We start from the raw sequence: 23968 nt of genomic DNA, 5'->3' as shown, positions 1-23968 counted from the left end.
GGTATTATGGAGAAAATTGAGCAAATTAATTGGCAACCATCAACTAATAGCATATTGGATTTAAGAGATTGGACAGACAATAATCGTTTGGATATAGCGCCAGATTTTCAAAGAAAATTCGTTTGGGGCAATGCGGCACAAATAATGCTTATGGATACTATATTAAAAAATATACCAATGCCAAAAATATTTGTCTCTAATGTGGTAAAAGATAACAGTCCTTATCGTTCTGTAATAGATGGGCAGCAAAGAATTACGGCTATTTTGTCGTTTATTAGAAATGAGTTTTCCTTGAAAAAGCCTTATAATGGAGAGTTTTTCAATAAAAAATTTAGTCAATTACCAGAAAACATACAAAATACTTTTCTTAGATATAAATTGGATTTTAATGAGATAAATGATGCTTCAGATGAGCAGCTTAGAGAGATATATTCGCGTGTTAATAAATACTCTACTGTCCTCAATAAACAAGAATTAAGGCGCTCTGATTTTCCTGGTGACTTCCTAGAATTAGCTGAAAAACTAGCTGTAAATTCCTTTTTCGATAATACAAAAATTTTCACTATCACCAGTAGAAGAAGGTTTGGCGATGCCGAATATGTGTCAGAGTTATTGGCAGGATTAATAGATGGCACTCAAGATAAAAAGAATGCATTAGATGATTTTTATAGAAATTATGCTGATTGGGATACTAAAGAAAAAGACAAAATAGAGAAGGAATTTGTTGAAACACTTAAAGACATACATCTTATTTTTAATGAAAAAGAATGCATTAGACAAAGCGGACCCATAACGGCTATTTACCATGAGGAACTAAAATTTAAAGGATTTATTGGTAAAACAAGATTTAAACAGAAAGCTGATTTTTACGCTCTATTTTTTGCAATTAATCAATTAAAAAGAAATGGTTTGAGTATTGTCAATAAAAATTTAGATAATTTAAGAATAGATTTGGCTTTGATGGATAAATATATTAATCCTAATTCAGAAATTAATCGGTTTAGAGAATATGCTACTAAGTGCTTATCAGATGCAAACTCTAAGGCTAGCAGAGAGTGGCGAATCAAGTTTTTATCATCCATTTTACTTGGCACTTATGGGGCAAAAGAAAACAATCAAAAAACATGTAAAATTTTTAGTGAAATTGCATTTAGTTGGATAAAAATAAAACCTTCATCGCAAGGAGAATATGGATGCCCTACTAGCCTATACTGTGGCAAATGCAATACAGGTAACTTTTATCAAGAAGATGATGAAAATAGTCAAGTAATAGCAAATGATTTAGATTTATTGTATTGGGATGATAGTGAGCTTAACCATCAACTAGTAAATTCACGATTTATTTGCCCTAAATGTTTTTATGCAAATGTTAAGAAAGTTTGATGCCCCAGAGTTGGTGCAAACAGATGGGGTAATCTATACTATTAACGAAGCAATAGGTAGTGGCGGTAATGCGGAGGTGTATAAGTGTGTTAATGAGGCTACAGGTAACGAGTATGCAATCAAATTTCAGACAAGACTTCAAAAAAAGAGACTCAAAAGATTTGATAAAGAAATTGAGTTAAATAAAAAAATTAATCATAAGCATTTAATCAAATATATAGACAGCGGTGAATACAAGAAATACCCATTTATTGTTATGAATATTGCCGAAAAAAATTTAACACAATTATTTAAAGATAAAGAAAATTTTGCCAAAGAAGAATATTTTGCTCAATTTAGAGGGCTATCGGAGGCGTTAGCATGTTTGCATAAAGAGGCCATTCACAGGGACATTAAACCAGATAATATTTTAATTTCCAATGGAGTGTGGTTGTTGAGTGATTATGGCTTGTGCAAGTTTGATGACGATGCAAAGCAAGATTCAATTACTAAAGATGGGGAGAAAGTAGGGCCTGCTTTTTGGATGTCCCCAGAAGCGAATAATCTTAATTGTGGCATTAATGACGATATTAGCAAATCGTCTGATGTATTTCAATTAGCGTCAATATTTTGGTTAATTGTTAATAAGACACACCCGACAGGAATATTGAAAAAAGAAGATTGGTCTGGGCCGGAAAAATTATTTAAACCAATATTTGATGCATTACACAATGATAAAAGTATACGCCCAAAAGATGGAAATGAGTTTGCCCAGCAAATTAATAAAGCAATTATAGGGTAGTTATAAAAGGAAAAAATTATGGATATAAAAAATGTATTTAGTGTTGACACGGTTAACATGAAAAAATTGTTTGCTGATGAGAGTGAGAAATGTTTTTACATTCCTGCTTACCAAAGGCCTTATTCATGGAAAAAAGACGATATCAATCGAATGTGGGAGGATATTGTTTATGGGTTAGAGCAATTAGGGGGTAGTGAAGATTATATTACCTTTTTAGGGTCGGTTATAACAATGCATGATATAAAACATCAGTCCATTGCGCCTATTGTTAGAGGAGAAACTCCAACAAGAGTTATGGTTGTTATTGATGGACAGCAAAGGCTGACAACAATGTTGTTATTGGTTATATCTCTTGATAATGCTATTAGAAAAAAATTGACTAAAGATAATGAAAAGGTATTGAGTCGAGTATTAGATACCTTGACTTTTGTGGGTAATATGTATAAATCTCCTAAAAATTATGGATTAAACGACTCCAAAGATTACCCTAAAATAATAAGAGCTTATGACGATCAGTGGGCAACAGATAGCCAAGAACGGTATAGCTCACCAATAGCTAGATTATTAAAAGAGTATATAGATTTTGTTGCTAATGATAACAACAGAAGAAAAACATTTGTTTATTCTGCTGATGATGCAGATAAAGATATAGAAAGCCATAAAGGAATTAAATTTAACCTGGATGTTTTTAAAAAATCTATTGCTGGCTTTTTAAGGGATAGGGTGGATGTTCATGAAATAATGATGGAAAAATCAGGGCTTTTAGATGTAGAAGAGTCTATATTTGTAGGTGCAGATGGAGAAAGTGGTATACGCAAGGATATATCTACCAATCAAGATCAGAAAGAGGTGTTTATCTTGTTGTTAATACTTAGATTTGTTTTACAAAGAGTATTTGTTGCCGACATTGTTGCTAAAAAAGAAGAGTATGCTTTTGAAATGTTTGATTCTTTAAATACAACAGGAGACCCCTTAACAGCGTTTGAGACCTTTAAGCCTAAAGTAGTGGAGCATATTGGTTTAGAGAAGTATTTTGATTCTAATTCTAAAACATATATGGAGCGAATAGAGGCTTATTTAAAACTCGATCCAAAGAGAAGGGACACATCTACCAATCAATTAATTACAACATTTTCTTTATCTGAAAATGGTAAGGCATTATCTAAAAAATTAAGAGAGCAAAGAATATATCTGCGTGATGAATACAGGGAAACTAACACAAAAGAAGACTTTGTTAAAAATTTAGCCATTGTTAGTGAATTTTATAATATTTGGAATTTGTCAAATAAGAACCCAGATGAAATTATTATGAATGAGTTGAAAAATGACAAAGTAGCGTTAACCTGCTTGCAGTTTTTAGCAAAAAAACATACTATTTCTATTGCACTTTTGTCTAGATTTTATAGTAAGTCTTTGTCAGGGGATTCTAATGCTGTTGACTTCACAAATGCAATTAAAGCCATTGCTGCATTTTTTGTATTGTGGAGGTCGGCAAGAACGGGGACTGCAGGCATAGATAATTGCTATAGAGAACTAATGTCTAAAGGTGTAAAGGCTCCTACCGTTAGAGATGACGACGGATCTGAGAAGGTGCAAGATGCAATATTGCCTTTTTGCAGGCAAAAGAATGCAGATAATATCAACCTAGAAGAACTAAAAAAAGCATTGAGATATTTTTTATTTAAGGGCGCAACAGATAAGGCTGAAATTTATTCTCAAGAAACATGGTTAAGTAAAATTAAGAATATTAATATTTATACTGAGAGTAAAGAAGTATGCAAAATAATGCTGATTTCAGCATTTGACGGCGTTGCCCCAAGTAAGCAAGGGGTTGGTTTAGTGGAAGAGGCTAGAAGTGGAGTGTCTGAAACTTTAAATAAGGGTTTTGATTATTCATTTTTTCAGTCAATAGAACACATATCTCCACAAACAAACAATTGGAATGGTGTGTCCGATGAAAGGAAACATACGCTAGGCAATCTTACTTTATTACCAAAAAGCATTAATAGTTCGGCAAGTAACAAAGCATTAAAAGAAAAAGAGTTAATGTTTAAAGCTTTGTCTGCAGAAACCCTAGACGGGCAAAAAGCCCATTTAGGAAGTAGTAATGTTAAATTTGGGGAAAGTACAGAATCAATTCTTGTTCAATCTCAACACTTTCCATATTTAAAGTCGTTGGATAACTTAGAAGGTTGGAATGATGAGGTTATAGAAGCAAGAACTGAAAATTTAGGGTCAATTATTTGGAGTAAATTAGCAATAAAGTGGCTAGGATTTGAAAAATGATAATAACTAAAAGAATGGTTTTGGAAGTTGAATAGCACCCTATATTTTGCATAAAACAACATATCAAAGTTAAATGCGTTAATAAGAAAATCTTTAAAAAGAATATATTGCAAAACCCCAGCAATTCAAAACAACCGTTTAATTTTTCTTATCTCCAACCCATTAAAACAAACAAAAAATCGAAGTAAAAAAAACAAATCAAATACACATCAGCATTTAAAACCAAACTTGCGTTTAAATTACTGCAAAGTGAACAAACTTCAAGGCGGTTTTTAAATAAATAATTTTGGGCAGTTGGGTTGTATCCCTGGTAAAAAGTTGCAATTATTTGTTAGGGTTAATGACAGTTTTTTATTAAGTTAATGGATTGCGGGTTATTTTAGATAGTATTGGTAAAAAAAGGCAACCAAAGCGACAGATTTAATGAATAATTGAGTGTGGTGAATGTTTGGGGTGGGGCTCTTATGTGGGGTTTTTGCTAAGAGGGTTGGTAAAGGCTATTTTCTAAATAAAAGTGTTGTGCTTGTGGGTTGGGTTTGCTGTTGATGGTATCTTTATTTGAATGAAGTTATTGTATTAACTTAGTAGACTAGAAAATTCATGATTTCCTATTTTTTTTAAATGGTGCTGGGAATTTTTGGGGGTGTAAAAATGAAATTTAAAAATATCTTTTTTGGTTTTTTAAGAACTTGGTTATTGGTAGCCATATTTTACAGTGGCTTGCTTTGTGCGGCAGGAGATATGATTCTTATTCTTGAGGGTCATCCATATGTAGTCAGTAATCCTTCTCCTTACTTCTTTAGAAAAGATCCAAATACAGGTAACTTAATTAAAGTATATGATGCAAAAAATGATTTTCAACTTGAAACTTATGTTTTAGAGTCAGAAGATGACTTTGAATCCTATGATATGGAAATCAAGCCTGTTTTACTGGATTGGGAAGAAGAGGAGTATTCGATTGAACCCGAGGTCAAGTCGGCTGGGCGCTTATCAAAGAAGATGATAGGCGATATTGAGCGAGAATTTGGTAATGGCATTCCAAAAGAAATCCATGTTGCCACTTACAAGGGCGATATAGAGGCTTTGGCTTATTCGGACAGTGCAGAGATGGAAGTGCCTGAAATTGACATTATTGTCGCAAATCCTAATGGGATGGTAACGGGTCAAATGACAATTCCTAAAGGAGGGGGATCGTCACTCATGGATTATATGATTCAAAGATATCGAATAAGAGGGGTGGAGAGAATTAAACTTTACTCTATAAACGACGAGTATTATCTGAACCGAGGCTGGAAAAGAGTCCCTGAGTCTGGCGCTTGTGGGGGAGGTGAATAATACCATTTTATTTTTGAAAATAGTATAAATTGCACCATTTTAATAAATGCTGGTGCCAGCTAGGCATTCATCTTTATGGTATTTTTATCCACATAAGATCTTTACATTGCCCCAGAAATTCAAGACAACTAATTTTGGGCAGTTGAGTTGTATTCTGGTAAAAAGTTGCAATTTTTGTTAGGGTTAATGACGGTTTTTTATTGTTAAGTCAATGGATTGTGGGTTATTTTAGATAGTATTGGTAAAAAAAGGCAACCAAAGGGACAGATTTAATGAATAATAGAGTATAGTGAATGGTTAGAGTGAGGCTCTTGTGTGAGGTTTTTGCTAAGATGATTGGTAAAGGCTATTTTTTAAATAAAAGTGTTGCACTTATGGGTTGAGTTCGCTAGATTTGGATGTTGGTCAAAAGTTGAATGCTATCGAATTAGCGATTTTTACAAAGTAAGTTTTGACGGGGTTTGTAAAGATTGATGAATAATGAGTAAGCGTTGATTTTTTTTAGATAGCGTTCAGGTTTTATGTCACAATCTCAAAATTTTTACCACAATAAAATCATTAATTGGAAAGAAATAAATGCATTTAATTATAAAACTATTCTTATTAAACATATTGCTTGCTAGCAATGCTACCGCACTTGATAATATTTGCTTAGAGAGTGCTGATGTGCCAATTGGTATTGAAAACTTTCTTGTTTGCAAATGCGACTCTGAAGGCGCCTGTGTTGAGTATGTCGATGCATGGAAGGCTCCTTTGGTTGTTGGTGTCATAATGACTGGCTCGGTAGTTAGTGATGCTGCGAGTGATATTATTTATACAGGGTATAAATTTTACACAGAAATAAAAGACACCGAAGGAACTGCGTCAACTGATAAGGAAAGTTATGCAGCGTCTCACTGGAGTACAGATCAAGTTGACTTTAATAATGTTGACAAAGCGGAGGCAATTAGCACGGTGAAACGGAGTAAAGATAGGATTGAGGGGGCGATAAGTGATGGCGGTAATTTGACTAATTCAATGGAAAAAACGCCTCTTTCAATAGCGAATAATGACATGAGTGCCGGCATAAGACAATTAAATTTTTTAGTTAATAAGACAAAGAAATTAAGGAGGCTAAGGGGAGGGATTATTTTTGATTTTAATCATTAACTTCAGAAGGTTCTCATATTGACGACCTTTGCGTCAATATGAGCAATCATCAGACATCCACTTTTCTTATTCACTTGGCAATTCTTCTGGCGACACTTGACAGTTCTCTGGCAGGGATAAACCCAGTCGCAGGGAGCGGTTTGTAATTGCACCTTCGCTGCACAAGATTTAAAAGAAAGAGTTATACAATAACCTTCTAGGGCGTACAAAATGAATTTCACTGCTTAGTTATATTTATGCAAAGATCTCAATTTTTGCTCACTGTTAATCATATTTTCAAGATGAGACTTTATATTAGGCATGAATGTCAAACAAAGGGCAAATTTTATTCAGTTGTAATTTTTTATAAGGTCTATTTCTAATAGGGCTAATACCATTTTCAAAAATAACAATGAATAACAACGCTTATAATTGCCTAAGCATTAGTAGCAAAAACACCTGCGCTACTTCTTGATAGCATGGGTATTTTTCCTGCTAATATTTGGGATGAAGGTGGGTGCTAGATTATTTGGTTTATTTTTGAAAATGGTGTTACTAGGTAAATGGCGGTTTTATATTGAGAGACCTTTGCATAAATATGAATAATCATCAACAATCCTCGTTTTACCCACTTGGTAATTTTTTTAAACCCAGCCTTAGCTTTGCTAGGACAAGGTTTAAGAAAATTACCAAGTGGGCAAAAATTGAATTTTGCTAATCATCCATATTTATGCAAAGGTTTCACTGTATTAACTCGGTATGGACTAGGAAATTCATGATTTCCTATTTTTTTTAATCGTGTTGGGAATTTTTGGAGATGTGTAAATGAAATTTAAAAATATCTTTTTTGGTTTTTTAAGAGCTTGGTTATTGGTAACCATATTTTACGGTGGCTCGCTTTATGCTAATAATCGTATGTTTCTTATTCTTGAGGATTATCATTATGTAGACAGTGATTTTCCGCCTTACTTCTTTGAAAAAAATATAGACACGGGTGAAATAACTAAAGTGGTTGACATGCAGAATACTTTTCAGTTTAAATCTTATAGTTTAAATTTAGCAGATGACATGAAATTATATGAAACAGAAGTGAAGCCTGTTTTACTTAAATGGGGGGAAGGAATTGAACCGTATCAAGAGCAGACTGACAGGGCTTCATCTTTCTCACGATATATGGTAGAACAAATTAATAAGGAATTAGACAAAAACTTTCCTTTAGGAAAAGTCCATATTGCCACTTATAAAGGCAAGATAGAAGCTGTGTCCTATGCGGAAGATGTAGAAGTAGTAGGCTTAGAGGAGCCTAAAATTAAGACAATTGTCGCAAACCCTGAGGGACTAATAACGAATCAAACGACGACACCCAAAGGAGGAGGATCATCACTCTTAAACCGTATGATTCAAGAATTTAAAGAGAAAGGTGTGGATAAAATTCGGCTTTATTCTGTAGATGACGAATATTATCTTAAGCGAGGTTGGCAAATAAAACCTGAAACTGAAGCTGAAATTGAAATTGACCCTAACTTTAACTCCGATTCCTTTGATTCCGATTCCGATTCTGATTCCAATTTTAATTCCGATTCCGATTTTGAGAATGAGGGTGCCTGTGGAGGGGGTGGATAAGTTACACTATGAGACCTTTGCATAAATATGAATAATTGGCGCCAACCAAGCATTTATCTTTATTCAAATGAAGCTACTGTATTATTTATTTTATTTTTGAAAATGGTGTCAGTGTGGATTAGGGAGTTTATGATTTCTATTGTATTAGGAATTTTTAGAGGTGTGTTAATGAAATTTAGAAATATCTTTTTTGGTTTTTTAAGAACTTGGTTATTGATAGCCATATTCTGCAGCAGTTCGCTTTATGCTGGTACAGATATGATTCTGATTCTTCGGGATTATCAATATACAGCTGCTGATTACCCCCCTTACTTTTTGAGAGAAGATCCGCTAAACCCAGGTAACTTCATTAAAGTATTGGACAATCAGAATACTTTTCAATTTAAAACTTACAATTTGAGTTCAGAAGTCGATCTAGCATTATATGAAGCGGAAGTTGAACCCGTTTTAAGTGAATGGTCAGGGCAAATTGGATTGTTGGGAAATAATGCTGAACTGTCTAAACAATTTTCAGGGCTAATAAAGATGTATACAGATAATGGCCTCCATAAAGCAACACCAAAAGAAATCAATGTTGCTACTTACAAAGGCAAGATAGAAGCCGTCTCTTATGTGGGAAGAGCAGAGGGGCGGGCACCTAAAATTGATTTACTTGTAGCAAACCCTAGGGCATTATCAGACAATCAAACGGTACTTCCTAAAGGAGCGGGGTCGTCACTCTTAAACGATATGGCTCACAGATATAAAGAGGAAGGTGTGGAGGAAATTCAGCTTCGTTCTGTATCAAACGATGAGTATTATCTTAACCGAGGCTGGCGAGCAGTACCTGAACCTGAGGGTGCTTGCGGGGGAGATGGGTAAGTAATGATGCCAACCAGCATTCATCTTTATTTAATGAGTCCAATACTTGGGATGAGGATGGGTGCTAGATTGTTTGGTTTATTTTTGAAAATGGTGTCAGTGTGGATTGGGAAATTCATGAATTCTTATATCCTTAAAATTGTATTAGGAATTTTTAGAGGTGTGTCAATGAAATTTAGAAATATCTTTTTTGGTTTTTTAAGAACTTGGTTATTGATAGCCATATTCTGCAGTAGTTCGCTTTATGCTGGTACAAATATGATTCTGATGCTTCAGGATTATCAATATACAGCCGCTGATTACCCCCCTTACTTTCTGAGAGAAGAGCCACTAGGCACAGGTAATTTCATTAAAGTATTGGACGATCAGAATGCTTTTCAATTTAGAACTTACGATTTGAGCTCAGAAGCCGATCTAGCATTATATGAAGCGGAAGTTGAGCCCATTTTAACTGAATGGTCAGAGCAAATTGGATTGTTGGGAAGTAATGCTGAACTGTCTAAACAATTTTCTGGGCTAATGAAGATGTATGTTGATGAAAGTCTCCATAATTTGACGCCAAAAGAAATCCATATTGCTACTTACAAAGGCAAGATAGAAGCCGTCTCTTATGTGGGAAGTACAGAAGGGCGGGCACCTAAAATTGATTTACTTATAGCAAACCCTAGGACATTATCAGACAATCAGACGGTACTTCCTAAAGGAGCGGGGTCGTCACTCTTAAACGATATGGCTCTTAGGTATAAAGAGGAAGGTGTGGAGAAAATTCAGCTTCGCTCTGTAAACGATGAGTATTATCTCGACCGAGGCTGGCAAGCAGTACCTGAACCTGAGGGCGCCTGCGGGGGAGATGGGTAATGATGCCAACCAGTATTCATATTTATGCAAAGGTCTCGTATTATTAATTCATATCATTTTTAAAAAATAAAATGAATAATTGGTGCCAATACTCAGGATGAGAATGGGTGCCAGATTGTTTGGTTTATTTTTGAAAATGGTGTCAGTGTGGATTGGGAAATTTATGATTTCTTATATCCTTAAAATTGAGACCTTTGCATAAATATGAATCATTATCAAGAATCCACTTTTACCCACTTGGTAATTTTTTAAACCCAGCCTTAGCCCTGCTAGGACAAGGTTTAAGAAAATTACCAAGTGGGCAAAGATTGAATTTTGCTAATCATCCATATTTATGCAAAGGTCTCAAATTGTATTAAGAATTTTTAGAGGTGTGTTAATGAAATTTAGAAATATCTTTTTTGGTTTTTTAAGAACTTGGTTATTGATAGTCATATTCTGTAGCAGCGCGCTTTCTGCTGGTACAGATATGATTCTGATACTTCGGGATTATCAATATACAGCCGCTGATTTCCCCCCTTACTTTCTGGTAGAAGATCCACTAAACACAGGTAACTTCATTAAAGTATTGGAAGAGCAGAATACCTTTCAATTTAAAACTTACAATTTGAGCTTAGAGGCTGATCTAGAATCATATAAAGCGGAGGTTAAACCTATTTTAATTGAATGGTCGGAGAAAACTGGATTGATTGGAAAGAATGCCAAACTGTCCAAACGATTTTCAGGGCTAATGGAATCGTATGTCAATGAAGACTTTAGAGGTTTGGATCAAGGAGAAATCCATATTGCTACTTACAAAGGCAAGATATCGGCTATCTCTTATACGAAAGATGCAATTGTGGGAGAGAATCCTGAAATTAATTTACTGGTGGCAAACCCTAGTGGGTTAGTAGAAAATCAGACGACGCTCCCCAAAGGAGGGGGTTCGTCACTCTTAGACTATATGGTTCGCAGATATGAAGAGGCAGGTGTGGAGAAAATTCAGCTTAGCTCTGTAAACGATGAGTATTATCTCGACCGAGGCTGGCAAATAGCACCTAAACCTGAGGGTGCCTGCGGGGGAGATGGGTAATGATGCCAACCAGTATTCATATTTATGCAAAGGTCTCAAATTGTATTAAGAATTTTTAGAGGTGTGTCAATGAAATTTAGAAATATCTTTTTTGGTTTTTTAAGAACTTGGTTATTGATAGCCATATTCTGCAGTAGTTCGCTTTATGCTGGTATAAATATGATTCTGATGCTTCAGGATTATCAATATACAGTCGCTGATTTTCCCCCTTACTTTCTGAGAGAAAATCCACTAAACGCAGGTAACTTCATTAAAGTATTAGAAGAGCAGAATGCCTTTCAATTTAAAACTTACAATTTGAACTTAGAGGCTGATTTTGAATCATATGAAGCGGAGGTTAAACCTATTTTAATTGAATGGTCGGAGAAAATTGGATTGCTTGGAGAGAATGCCGAACTGTCCAAAAATTTTTCTGGGCTAATGAAGGCGTATGTCGGTGAAGACTTTAGAAGTTCGAGTCAAGAAGAGATCCATATCGCTACTTACAAAGGTAAGATAGAAGCCATCTCTTATGTGAAAGATACAACTGAGAAAGATCTTGAAATTGATTTACTGGTAGCAAACCCTAATGGGTTAGTAGAAAATCAGACGATGCTTCCCAAAGGAGGGGGGTCGTCACTCTTAGACTATATGGTTCACAAATATGAAGAGGAAGGTGTGGAGAAAATTCAGCTTTATTCTGTAAATGATGAGTATTATTTCAACCGAGGCTGGCAAATCGAACCTGAACCTGAGGGCGCCTGCGGGGGGGTGAGTAAGTAATGATGCCAATCAGGTATTCTATTTAGAAATCCCTTTATTCAGCATCTATGTCTAATGTAGGGGCTTTAGGTGGACAAATCTAGCCTTAGCTCCACTAAGGTAAGGTGCAATAAAATCACCAATTGAGTAAAAATTGAATTTTGCTAATCATCTATTTGCACAAGAGTCTCTATACAAAAAAGACTCCTATTGAATTTATTTGAATTCAAGGGGAAATTCTGTTAGAATATTTATAAATTCACTGCTATAATCACATACAATAAATGTTGCATCTAGGTCAAAATATTTGAAACTTAGGACGCTTTAACGCTAATCCGTATAAAGATTGCAATAGAACCCTCTTGTTTTGTATTGTGTTTATAAAAAAAAATATTAGTTCTATTTATTTGGTATTGACGGTTGTTTTTTTTTGTGAATGCAGATGAGGTAAGGGGTAGATTTATGGCTTCTATTTTTTAAATAAAGGTGATCAGTAAACATTTTAAAAATGAGAGGCGTGGATCGTGTTTCTAATGAATTAAATTTAATTATTTTAATGAGATAGCATATGACACTGGTAAATTTTAAACTTTCAACCTTAGTTTTAGTTGCTTCATTCACACTTAGTCTTAATGTCTTTTCTGCAAAGTTTTGTATGTCAGATGATGAAGAATTTCAAGATGAAACCTTTGTTCAAGAAGAACCTAATTTGCAGTACAAAGATATACTTGAGGATGATATCCTCCCAAAAACAAACGAGGAATACCTTGATATTTCGACTGAAAATACTGATTACTTAAGCGCTTCTTCGGAGTTAGATATAGCAGCAACAACAGGTGAAGTATTGGATGAGACTGAGAGCGTAATATCAGTCTCATCAGTAACGGGGGAAACGATAACATTACTTGACTCCTTAGGAGATGTTTTGGGTCCTGCTGGTTTAGTAGTAATGCTTTCGCTGAGTGTTATACAGGGGATACATGTTTTTATGGATCCAAATTCAACCGATCTTGATAAAGTAACTGCTGTGTTTGGTTGGATACCAATTATCGGACTTCCATTTCTTATCGCTGACCAGAATGATAACAAGAAAAGGCGCTGGGCGGAATTAAGCCAAAAACTTGAAGCGCTTAACAGTACGGAACATTATAAATATAGGGCATCAGCAGAAGAAACTCAAGAGGCAATACTTGCAAAAGTCCGTCCTGCTTTGGAAAGAGGGGTCACTCAAGATCTGGCAGCTGTAAAAAAAATCGTGATTGGCTACAATGCAAAACTATCCAAGCGCTACCAATCAGAATATTTACACAATGTTTCTTTGTTGCAGAAGCATCTAAAACATTTTTTCGCAGACAAATGGATAAAGGCCTCGCCAATATTTATAGAGTTGATTGATTTTATAAATAAATCAAACAATTCAAGGAATGTTGTTGATGTTGATGTTGATGTAATTCAAGACGATCAGCAGTGGCATCCTTTAACTGCTAATGGTCTAGCATACTTTACTAGCATTACTGGTTTGGATAAATTTACCTATACAAGTAGTTTTGGCAATAAAATAACACAACTATATACTGATACATTTGTGATTAAATCTACTGTATTAGACAATACTTGGATAATAGGGGAAAGATACCCTACACGAGAGGCGCACCATCTTGTTGTTACTTTGAGAGATACACCTAATCAGGATGAGGGGGTAGAATATAGTATCTACTCTATCTTAAATTCCGATAACTTTGTAACACTTGACGCTGAGTTGGCAACAACGAATAATTTTGAAAATGCAGGTTGGGAAATTGTTACTTCTGGTTACACAGCAACAGGACTTGAGACAAGTTTTACTAGAGCTGGCGTGCCGATACCTAGTATTATTTCTCAGCAAACCATAACACTTTGTGGTATAGACGATAATGATGTTGATTTCTTAAGTGGCAAAGAAATACAAAAAATTGATAAATGTTTAGACAGTGTGCTTTTGGATTACAAAAATTACTTTTCTGCTTATGATTCAAACCGAATTATTAAGGTAGATACACGCGACGAAAAAATTGTTGACTCTACTTTAATAAAACTCTTGCAGACTTATGGACAATCTTACAATCACCTGTTAGCCCAGGCTAAGATTAAAATTATTAACAATTTTTACCGAGAAAAAGAACCTCTAAATAAGCAAATTTGTCAGCTTTATTACGACAATGCAAAAAAAGTTTTAGCCCGTGCAGCCTCAATAATGGCTGCGTCTGCAAAAAAAAATTTTTACAAAGAAAACCATATTAATAGAAAGGGTCAAAGTTTAAATCGCGAATGTTGGGATCGTGAGTGTACACGCTGGTATAACAATGGTGTAATGAGGAATAAGGTGCCGAATATGTATTGTACAGGAATATGGGTTGATAAATATATATGTAGTATAACTAAATATACGCCAACAAAAGATCCAGTGCTTGATTTGGCGGTAAATATTGTTCATCAGCAAGTCATTGATGACCGCCAAAATTGCCTTAACAGAAGGGATGATGCGCCCATCATTTTTGCTAGGAAACTAACTAAACTGGGTTCTTTTTATCTTGATAAGGATAATTCTGGAGTGTTGTTCGAAGAAATATTTGAAGGCGTTAAAGTGGCTTTAATACAGCGTTTTATTAAAGATATTAAAATATCTCAACTGTCTAAAAAGCAGAATATACAATGAGACCTTTACATAATGTGAACAATCATCAAGAATCCACTCTTGCCTATTTGAGACCCCTGCGTCAGACATTCGGTATTAGTTAAAGCCTATTTTGGCCTTATTGCGCCATTATTCAAAAATAAAATGAATCATATAGCACCTATAATCGCCTAAGTAGTCAACCCTTAAAAACCCCAAACCCCACCACCCCCCTAATCAACCAAACCAGTTTTCAAACAATAACACACAAAATCCTCGCCCTTTTCACAAAAAACAAACCAATTTTTTGCAAAGACAAAAAAATAACAGTGGCAATCAGCCACTTTTTCAAATTCCACGCCATAGCAGCCATTAAAACATTAATCTCATCACCAACTTGCCCTTTGAGTAAATTCCTAGACAATCTAAAATCTGCTTTAAGATGTCCAATGATGGGTTCTATTGCTGCTCGTCTTTTACACAACTTACGCTTTTTATCTCGTTGGTAACGGCTGTCTCGTTTCAGGGGCTTTTTAGGTAAGATGATTTCAACACCTAATACTTCTTTTGCACCCACATACCCTCTATCACATACTTCCTTCTGAATGGGCTTGATACGATTAGCGTTAGCGTGAGCAATGGCTGTATCTAGTGTTTTTGAATCATGAATGTTTGTTTTATGACTTGCCACGCCAACGATAATGTTACTGTCTTTGGTAGAGACGATTGAAACTTTGTTGCCATATTCATATTTCTTATGGTCTTTGCCTTTGGCAATAACATAAACATCGGGCTCATGTAGGGCGTAAATTTTGTTTTTGTCTCCAGGTTGTTGAGCGAGCACTTTTTGGTAGAACAAGAAGTCTTTTTGATAGATTTCAAACAAAGAATGAGTTGGAAGTTTGCGTTGCAATTCACGGATAAGCTTGTTGGCAATGGTTCTGAGTCTTTTAAGGGCTTTTTTGGCTTTGGCACGCTTTTTGACATGGCGAAAGTGGCGAATGCTAAGACGACAGTTTTTAACTTCTTTGACATAAGTTCTTCGCTGTTTGATGCCGTGTTGTTTTGCCAGTTTGTTTAAGCGATTAATTATCTTAATTGCCAGTTTGGCGTCAGTAGGATAAGTGATGTTTTTCTCTTGAACGGTGGTGTCAATTAACACAGTTGACTCTTGTGCTTTTTTACCGTGTAACTCAACGCTCATTTTAAAGATAAGATTAAAACCTTTAACGCCAATGCGTTTTCTGAAATGCACTAACTCAGTGGCGTTACAAGGTACATCAGCAATATAAGCACTGTGACCACAAAAGTATTGGTAATACGGGTTTCTTTTAAACTGCATAACAACGGCTTCATCTGATAGATTCTCTAACTGTTTGAGGATAAGCAAGCCTACCATTAGGCGAATGGGTTTTGAGGGTCTGCCATTGTTAAGGCAATAGTGCTTGGTGAAGGCATCATTAAGAACTTGCCAGTCTATGGCGTGAGATAGTGCAATGAGTGGGTCTTTGATGTCTAATAAGACCCCTGCATAGCACCCTAAAACCAACCATCAAAACCCAAAACCCTCAATTTTTGACTTTTCAAAGTCAAAAAACATATAAAACCCAGCTTTCATTAAAAAAATCATCAATATCAACTATAAATCGCTCATTTTTTACTCTTTTTTGTACTGTTTCCACAAAAAAAACACAATAATCCCTAGGCTGTATTTAATCCCTTGTTAATATAAACATTCGCCGCTCTAACTAGATTATAAGCAATAGCTTTAAGATTAACTTCGCTGGCAACTTTCTCTAAACCAATATAACGACTTCTTGCCAAACCATAAGTGCGTTTGAGCGTACCAAAGGTGCGTTCAACCACAAACCTTCTTTTGCTGATTGCTTTATTGCGTAATTTATGCCAATGACTCATTTGCTTGCCTTTGGGTTTTTTGCGCATAATACCATCTCTTAACTTTTGTGCTTTAAGTGCTTCACTATTAGCTTGAGAGGCTGCTCCTTTGTCGTATAAAACTCTTACGCCTTTTTGATTGCCTGCCTGTTTAACATTTTCTTCAAAATGAGTCATTTCACTATCATTAGCAGGGTGCGTAGTGGCTTTGTTAATTAATCCATTGGCATCAGTTGTTACTACTGATGAATATCCATAAGTGTATTTTCCCGCCTTAAATGTCCATCTTGCATCTTTATCATCTGAATATTGAATTGGGTTACTATCAATCTCATAAACCTCACCAGTTTTGTGTGTTGTAATAATCTTCTTAGTGCGTCTAGCACTTTGAATTAAGGTTGCATCCATGGCAACATGTTTGCCATTAGAGAGTTTGAGTTGATTATTCTCAAGCATAAGATTGATGCTACTCAAAAGTCTATCAAATAGATTTTGTTTGATTAGTTTGGTTCTAAATCTGCCAATGGTTGTAGCATCAGGTTTGTTGCCACTTAGGCTAAAGTTGCAAAAGTTAATAAAGACTAAATCTCTACTAAGACTATCAGCCAACTTCTCATCAGAGAGATTGTGCCATGTGCCTATTAATAGCGCTTTAAACAGACTAACAGCAGAATAGTCAACTTTAATATGAGACAGATCTTTGGCTATAACTTCCCAATCGATAACTTTGTTAATGATGTCTAGTTGGGAGTTTGGTATGTTGATAAAACTATCAGCAAAGGTTTGTTCTTGAGTGGTTTTAACTCGCATTTTTTTGTAAGTGTCTGATAATTATAGTATTTTATCATAAATTCTAATGTTTGCATAAGGTTTTGAGGGTTGATTTGTGATTTTTTGTTGGGTTTTTTAGTTTAATGCAGGGGTCTTTTTTTAGGTAAAACGACCAGTAAAAGAGTGTTGTTATACCAAAAGTTGGTTGATTTGTCTATGGGTATTTGATTTTTTATTGTTATAAATCAAATTGTTGTGTGGTTTTTAAGGGTTGACTAAGTATTTTTACTGTTAATACTTGGAATGAGGATGAATGCCAGATTGTTTGATTTATTTTTGAAAATGGCATTAGGGCAAGCGCTATAAAAAATTACAATTAAATAGAAGACCTTTGCACAAATATAAATAATCATCAAGAATCCACTTTTCACCCACTTGGTAATTTTTTAAACCTAGCCTTAGCCCTGCTGGGATAAGATTTAAGAAAATTACCAAGTGGGTGAAAAGTGGATTTTGCTAATCATCCATATTTATGCAAAGGTCTCAAATAAAATTTAACATCTAGGTCTAATGCAGGACAGGACTTTCAGGTTGCCTAGGTGATTCTACGCCACTGAGTTAAGCATGTCTTAAGGTTTTAATCACTGGTTTCTGACACTAAGTGATGTCCTAGCACTTGAACTTCTGCCAAAGCAAGATAGTTTTTATTCAGTAGTTGAATCTTGACATAACTACCTTGTATGCTTGGTAAACTTAAATCAATACTTTTCTCTGGATCGGGGTAAGTGCGAAATTCTTGTCGGTAAGTAGTGGTTACAAAGTTAGCATCGTTAGCAATGCTAACTTGATAATGAGCAAGTCTATTCTTGCAGCAATCAGTTCGATTAAAGATGCGAATTTGCTGGATAAGTTTAGGTCCATCCAAATCAACTTTCCACCAAGCGCCTTGACTAAGTTTTGTATGGGAAACACTTTTTGAGAGAATGTTTCCATTGGTATTGCCGTCAACCGCTTTATGAGCATTGGCACCATAATAAGTACTAGATTGTGTGGCAGTCTTGTTAAGCGCTAAGTTGATTAATGAAGTAATTTTTAAATCAAAAATACCGTATCCATTAGATTTTGAATCGGTGGCTATACCCATATATTTGTCAGTTAAGGATAGATTGCGATTTTGACATTCTGTCAGTAAGCAATAACGGGCTTGAGTTACTTTTATTCTGCCATTGTTGTCTATTTCAAAAAAGATACCTTTTTTATATATACCTTGAATGATTTGAGCTAAAAACAAATTGTCGCCTAATTTTATTGCCGTAAAACCAACTGTAGTGTCGTCTCTGATTGAAGCGCCACCAAATTTACCTATAATTTGAATAATCGGGTAATTAAGGAAATTAGGGATGGCAACAGGTTGATTAGACACAAAACCGGGGATAAGACTAGCGGTGTTTGTCATTATAGTAAGAGGTGTTATTGTCAAAGTAAGGTCAAAGATACCATAACTGGCAGTCGTTTTACTGTTGGCTATATCCGCATGATGATCGGTAATCCTTAGATTGCGATTTTGACATTCTGTTCGTAGGCAATAACGGGCAGCGGTTGCTACTATTTCGTTATTGTTGCGTATTTCAAAAAAGACACCTTTTTTGTATTTGTCTCCAATGCCTTGGGCTAAGAATGAATGATTACTTATTTTTATTGCAGTAAAATCCATAAAACCGCCTATGCTTAGTCCAGCAAGTTTTCCTGTTATTTTACTAATAATATGATCCTTATTTAATCTTAATCTATGGGCATTGGGAATGGCTCTAGGCTGTTTGGCTACAAAGCCTGAAATAAAGCGACTTCTGAAATTGGGAGTGGTAAAAGTTGTTGATAACATAAGGTCAAAAACACCATATCCATTAGATTCTGGACTGGTGGCTACACTCATATGCTTGTCAGTTAAACTTAGATTGCGATTTTGGCATTCTGTCAAAATGCAATAACGGGCGTGGGTTACTTTTATGTTATTGTTATCCATTTCAAAAAAGACACCTTTTTTATATAAACCCTCAACAACTTGAGCCAAAAATGATTTGTCGCCTAATTTTATTGCAATAAATTCAATTGGAGTACTTATTGAACCACCACCCATTCTGCCCGTTATGAATGTAACCGGGTTACTTTCATTGATCGAATAAGCATTAGGAATAGCAACACCTTGTGTGGTTACAAAACCCGGAACAAAATGGTTGTTTTTGTTAATGCGCGTTGTTGATAAAATGAGATTAAAGATACCGTATGCGCCAACGGTTTGATCGCTGGTTATTGTGGTAGAAGAATCAGTTAAAGCCAATATACGATTTTGACACACTGTGAGTGCACAATAACGAGCAGCAGTTGCCTTGACACTGTTATTCTCTATTTTAAAAAAGATGCCTTTTTTATGGGTGCTCGTGGTGATTTGAGCTAAGAATGCATTGTCACCTAATTTTATTGCCGTAAAATCAATTGCATCACTTATTGAAGCACCACCAAACTTGCCTGTTATTTTGGTAATTATATTGCTTGCATTGATTAAAGTGGCATTGGGAATAGCAACACCAAATGTGGTTACAAAATTTGGAATAAAGTGTTCGTTAGCATTAAGTGGCATTATCGATACAATAAGATTAAAGATTTTGTAACCAGAAGACATGTGACTATTGGCTATTTTCCTATAAGGATCAGTGAGAACTAAGTTACGATTTTGACAAACCACAAGAGAACAATAGCGGGCAGCGATTACTTTTATTTTATCCCCTTCTATTTCAAAAAACATACCTTCTTTGAAGTTACTCATGGTAATTTGGGCTAAAAATAGACTGCCATTTAATTTTATTGCTGTGAAATCAAGCTCTTTGCCTGTTAAGGAGCTTCTAAACTTGCCTGTTATTTTAGTTACTACATTGTTTGCATTAGCCAAGTGGGCATTGAGAATAATACCTTGTGTGGTTATAAGGTCTGGAATAAAGTGTTCATTGGGATTAATATGTGTGGTTGTTAAAATTAGATCAAAAATGCCGTATCCAGAATTAGCTTGACTATTGGCTATGTTTGTATGATAGTTAGTTAGTGCCACATCGTTATATTGACAAACTTCGTGACAATAACGGGCAGCAGTTACTTTTATCTTATCGCCCTCTATTTCAAAAAAGACACCTTTTTTACGGTTATCCGTAACAATTTGAGCCAAAAATGATTGGTTGCCTAATTTTATTGCAGTAAAGTCAACAACTCTATCTTCTGTACCGTAAGAAAATTTGCCTGTTATTTTAGTTACTATATTGTTTGCATTAATCAAATGGGATTTAGGAATAACAACACCTTGCGTGGTTATAAAGTTTGGAATAAAGTGTTCATTAAAATTAATATATGTGGTTGTTAAAATTAGATTAAAAATGCCGTATCCATCAGCAGTTCGTCTATTGGCTATCGTTGCATGGGTATCAGCTAACTTCACATTGCCATTTAGACAAACTGTGAAAGAACAAGAGCGGGCAGCAGTTGCCTTTATCTTGTTGCCCTCTATTTTAAAAAAGACACCTTTTTTATGGTTAGCCGTAACAATTTGAGCCAAAAATGATTGATTGCCTAGTTTTATTGCAGTAAAGTCAATGGCACCACCTGTTGAATCGTCAGAAAATTTGCCTGTTATTTTAGTTATTACTTGGTTTACATTAATCAAATGGGTGTCAGGAATAACAACACCTTGTGTGGTTATAAGGCTTGGAGTAAATCGTTCATTAGATTTAAGATATGTGATTGTTAAAATTAGATCAAAAATGCCGTATTCACCAACAGTTTTACTACTGGCTATCGTTGTATAGGTATCCGTTAAAGCCACATTGCGGTCTTGACAAACTGTGAGTATGCAATAACGGACGGCAGTTACCCTTACCTTATTGTCCTCTATTTCAAAAAATACCCCTTTTTTATGGTTAGCCGTAATGGTTTGAGCTAAAAATGACTTATCGTCTAATTCTATTGCAATAAAGTCGATACCATCACTTCCGCTCATTCCGCTGCCGCCAAATTTGCCTGTTATCTCGGTAATGACAGCGTTTTTATTTGCAACATAATTAGGGATCACAATACCTTGAGTGGTTACAAAATCTGGGATAAAGTGTTGGTCGGCATTAAAATGCTTTATCGATAAAATAAGATCAAAAATGCCGTATCCACTAGCAATCCGACCATCGGCTATGGCTACATGAGTATCCGTTAAAGCCACATTGCGGTCTTGACAAATTGTGAGTGCACAATAACGGGCGGCAGTTACCTTTATCTTGTTGCCCTCTATTTCAAAAAAGACACCTTTTTTATGGTTAGCCGTAACAGTTTGAGCCAAAAATGATTTGTTGTCTAATTTTATTGCAGTAAAGTCAACTTTATCATCTCCATTTATCCCACTACCACCAAATTTTCCTGTTATTTTGGTAATGACATTGCTTCTATTTGCTGCATAACTAGGAACTACAATACCTTGAGTGGTTACAAAGTCTGGAATAAGATATTGGTCGGCACCAAGGTGCTTTATTGATAAAATAAGATCAAAAATTCCGTATTCACCAACAGTTTTACTACTGGCTATCGTTGCATGGGTATCCGTTAAAGCCACATCACGGTTTTGACAAACTGTGAGAGCGCAATAACGGGCGGCAATTACCTTTATTTTGTTATTTTCCATTTCAAAAAAGACACCTTTTTTATGGCCAGCCATGACAGTTTGAGCCAAAAATGATTTGCCGTCTAATTTTATTGCGGTAAAGTTGCCATCACCTCCACTCATGCCACTACCGCCAAATTTGCCTGTTATTTTGGTAATGATATTGCTTTTATTTGCCACATAATTAGGAACCACAATACCTTGAGTGGTTACAAAGTCTGGGATAAAGCGTTGGTCGGCAGTAAGGCGCTTTATTAATAAAACAAGATCAAAAACGCCGTATCCAAGAGTAATCTGACTGCTAGCTATGGCTACATGAGCATCAGTTAAAGTCACATTGCGGTCTTGACAAATTGTGAGTGCACAATAACGGGCGGCAGTTACCTTTATCTTGTTGCCTTCCATTTCAAAAAAGACACCTTTTTTATGGTAAGCCGTAATAGTTTGAGCCAAAAATGATTTGTTGTCTAATTTTATTGCAGTAAAGTCAACTTTATCATCTCCATCTATTCCACTACCACCAAGTTTGCCTGTTATTTTAGTAACGATATTTTTTTTATTCGTCGTATAATCAGAAACTGTAACACCTTGAGTGGTTATAAAGCCTGGGACAAAGCGTTGGTTGGCATTAAAATAGGTTGTTGATAGGATCAGATCGAAGATACCATATCCATTGGTTATTTGGCGATTATTGAGAGTTGCAAGCTTTGCAAACTTGTCAGTTAATGCTAGATTGCGATTTTGGCATTCTGTAAGAAGGCAATAACGGGCAGCATTTGCCTTTATTTTTTTGTCTTCTATTTCAAAAAAGACCCCTTTTTTATATACCCCAACAGCAACTTGAGCTAAAAATAAATTTCGTTTTAACCTGATTGCAGTAAAGTCAATCGTCCCACCTCCATTGTTCGTCTCTTTGTCAATAAATTTACCTGTTATCTTGGTAATAATGTGATTTGCATTGATGAAGCGAGAACCTCGAAAAGGAGTCGGTTGTGTGGTTATGAGGACAGAGATAAGAAGTTCGTTATCACTAGTAAAGATAGGTTTTCCAAGAGTAAGGGGTGGAGGATTTATAGAAATGTCTCCGATGTCTGTTTGTTGGACGGTTGGGCCTAAAGTGTGATTTTGACATTTTGCAACTAACCCTTCTGTAGTTGACCCTTCTGTAGAGCAATTTTGGGTTGTATTCCTGTTTATATCTTCATTACCCTCTTTATTGCCTTCTTCGTTACCCCCTTTAAGAGAGGTGCTTTTTTCTGGGTATGTAAAATCCGTCTGAAGCATAGGGTTTTGATTAGAGTTGATATGTGTTATTGATAAAGTAAGATCAAAAACTCCGTATGCACCAAGTGTTGGGCTACTGGCTATGGTGTTGTAGGTGTCGGTTAACGCTAAATTACGATTGACGCATTCTGCAAGAGGGCAATAGCGGGCGGCAGTTGCTTTGATATAGTTGTTGTTTACTTCAAAAAAAACACCTTTTTTATATGCACCGACAGTAGCCTGGGCTAGGAATAAATTTTGTTGTAATTTGATTGCAGTAAAGTCAAATACGCCATTTCCGCCTATCATACTGCCACCAAGTTTGCCTGTTATTTTGGTAACGATATTATTTGCATTTATCAAGTAAATATTGGGAATAGCGACTGGTTGTTTGGATAGAAATCCTGGGATAAAATGAGTGGTGGCATGTGCTGATAAAGCAATAAAAGCAATGCCTATCAGTAAAGCACGAAAAAAGGTTTTTTTCAAAATATATATATTCATAAGTTCGCCATATTAATGATTAAATTGTTAACTATTACAACGCTAATTTTAAGGTTGGCATTGTTTATGTACTTCATACAACGGCATTCCAAATTAATGCCATAAGTTTTTCCACTCAAGCGT

15 protein-coding genes are annotated in these 23968 nt (G+C 35.4%); 12 read left to right on the top strand and 3 right to left on the bottom strand.

What is annotated here, in order from left to right:
* The first annotated feature begins 6 nt into the window (after nt 1-6).
* The 12 genes from MS2017_RS07715 to MS2017_RS07665 all read left to right on the top strand — a co-directional run bounded on the left by MS2017_RS07715 (nt 7) and on the right by MS2017_RS07665 (nt 14763).
* Nucleotides 7-1383 carry a DUF262 domain-containing protein gene (locus MS2017_RS07715; protein ID WP_241156918.1) on the top strand — a complete coding sequence of 459 codons (1377 nt, stop codon included), beginning with the start codon at nt 7-9 and terminating at the stop codon, nt 1381-1383.
* Nucleotides 1361-2164, top strand: coding sequence for a protein kinase domain-containing protein (locus MS2017_RS07710; RefSeq protein ID WP_122951827.1), 804 nt, complete (start codon nt 1361-1363; stop codon nt 2162-2164). Before MS2017_RS07715 ends, MS2017_RS07710 begins: the two co-directional genes overlap by 23 nt.
* 18 nt (nt 2165-2182) lie before the next feature.
* A complete protein-coding gene (locus MS2017_RS07705) occupies nt 2183-4450 on the top strand; it encodes a DUF262 domain-containing protein (RefSeq protein WP_122951826.1) in 2268 nt (755 codons plus the stop codon).
* A 651-nt stretch (nt 4451-5101) separates the two neighbouring features.
* Entirely contained in the window at nt 5102-5785 is a 684-nt protein-coding gene (locus MS2017_RS07700; RefSeq protein WP_139458309.1) for a hypothetical protein, read from the top strand.
* 576 nt (nt 5786-6361) lie between these two features.
* Nucleotides 6362-6934, top strand: a complete 573-nt coding sequence (locus MS2017_RS07695) for a hypothetical protein (RefSeq protein WP_122951824.1) — start codon at nt 6362-6364, stop codon at nt 6932-6934.
* Between the two features lie 804 nt (nt 6935-7738).
* Nucleotides 7739-8536 (top strand): hypothetical protein, encoded by a 798-nt coding sequence (locus MS2017_RS07690; RefSeq protein ID WP_122951823.1) that lies wholly within the window; start codon nt 7739-7741, stop codon nt 8534-8536.
* Nucleotides 8537-8563: 27 nt separating this feature from the next.
* On the top strand, nt 8564-9397 hold the full coding sequence (locus tag MS2017_RS07685; RefSeq protein WP_122951822.1) for a hypothetical protein: 834 nt from the start codon (nt 8564-8566) through the stop codon (nt 9395-9397).
* Nucleotides 9398-9655: 258 nt separating this feature from the next.
* Nucleotides 9656-10255 (top strand): hypothetical protein, encoded by a 600-nt coding sequence (locus MS2017_RS07680; RefSeq protein WP_164707664.1) that lies wholly within the window; start codon nt 9656-9658, stop codon nt 10253-10255.
* Nucleotides 10256-10449: 194 nt separating this feature from the next.
* Nucleotides 10450-10614: a hypothetical protein gene (locus MS2017_RS11435; protein WP_164707663.1), complete on the top strand. Its 165-nt coding sequence runs from the start codon at nt 10450-10452 to the stop codon at nt 10612-10614.
* Nucleotides 10615-10724: 110 nt separating this feature from the next.
* Complete coding sequence (locus MS2017_RS07675; RefSeq protein ID WP_164707662.1) at nt 10725-11327, top strand: hypothetical protein; 603 nt, start codon at nt 10725-10727, stop codon at nt 11325-11327.
* A gap of 69 nt (nt 11328-11396) precedes the next feature.
* The gene (locus MS2017_RS07670) at nt 11397-12089 is read left to right on the top strand and encodes a hypothetical protein (protein WP_122951819.1); all 693 of its coding nucleotides are present in this window, start codon (nt 11397-11399) and stop codon (nt 12087-12089) included.
* Nucleotides 12090-12636: 547 nt separating this feature from the next.
* The gene (locus tag MS2017_RS07665; RefSeq protein ID WP_122951818.1) at nt 12637-14763 is read left to right on the top strand and encodes a hypothetical protein; all 2127 of its coding nucleotides are present in this window, start codon (nt 12637-12639) and stop codon (nt 14761-14763) included.
* 211 nt (nt 14764-14974) lie between these two features.
* Here the strand turns inward: MS2017_RS07665 and MS2017_RS07660 are convergent, their stop codons facing one another.
* The 3 genes from MS2017_RS07660 to MS2017_RS07650 form a co-directional block, all read right to left on the bottom strand.
* The gene (locus MS2017_RS07660) at nt 14975-16270 is read right to left on the bottom strand and encodes an IS5 family transposase (protein ID WP_122951817.1); all 1296 of its coding nucleotides are present in this window, start codon (nt 16268-16270) and stop codon (nt 14975-14977) included.
* 152 nt (nt 16271-16422) lie between these two features.
* Nucleotides 16423-17427, bottom strand: a complete 1005-nt coding sequence (locus MS2017_RS07655; protein ID WP_122951107.1) for an IS5 family transposase — start codon at nt 17425-17427, stop codon at nt 16423-16425.
* Nucleotides 17428-18025: 598 nt separating this feature from the next.
* The gene (locus MS2017_RS07650; RefSeq protein WP_122951816.1) at nt 18026-23845 is read right to left on the bottom strand and encodes a galactose-binding domain-containing protein; all 5820 of its coding nucleotides are present in this window, start codon (nt 23843-23845) and stop codon (nt 18026-18028) included.
* Nucleotides 23846-23968: the final 123 nt, after the last annotated feature.

The organism is Bathymodiolus thermophilus thioautotrophic gill symbiont, from assembly GCF_003711265.1.
Classification (GTDB): domain Bacteria; phylum Pseudomonadota; class Gammaproteobacteria; order PS1; family Pseudothioglobaceae; genus Thiodubiliella.
Note: the sequence above shows the minus strand (reverse complement) of the source record. Positions and strands in the feature narration are given on the sequence as shown.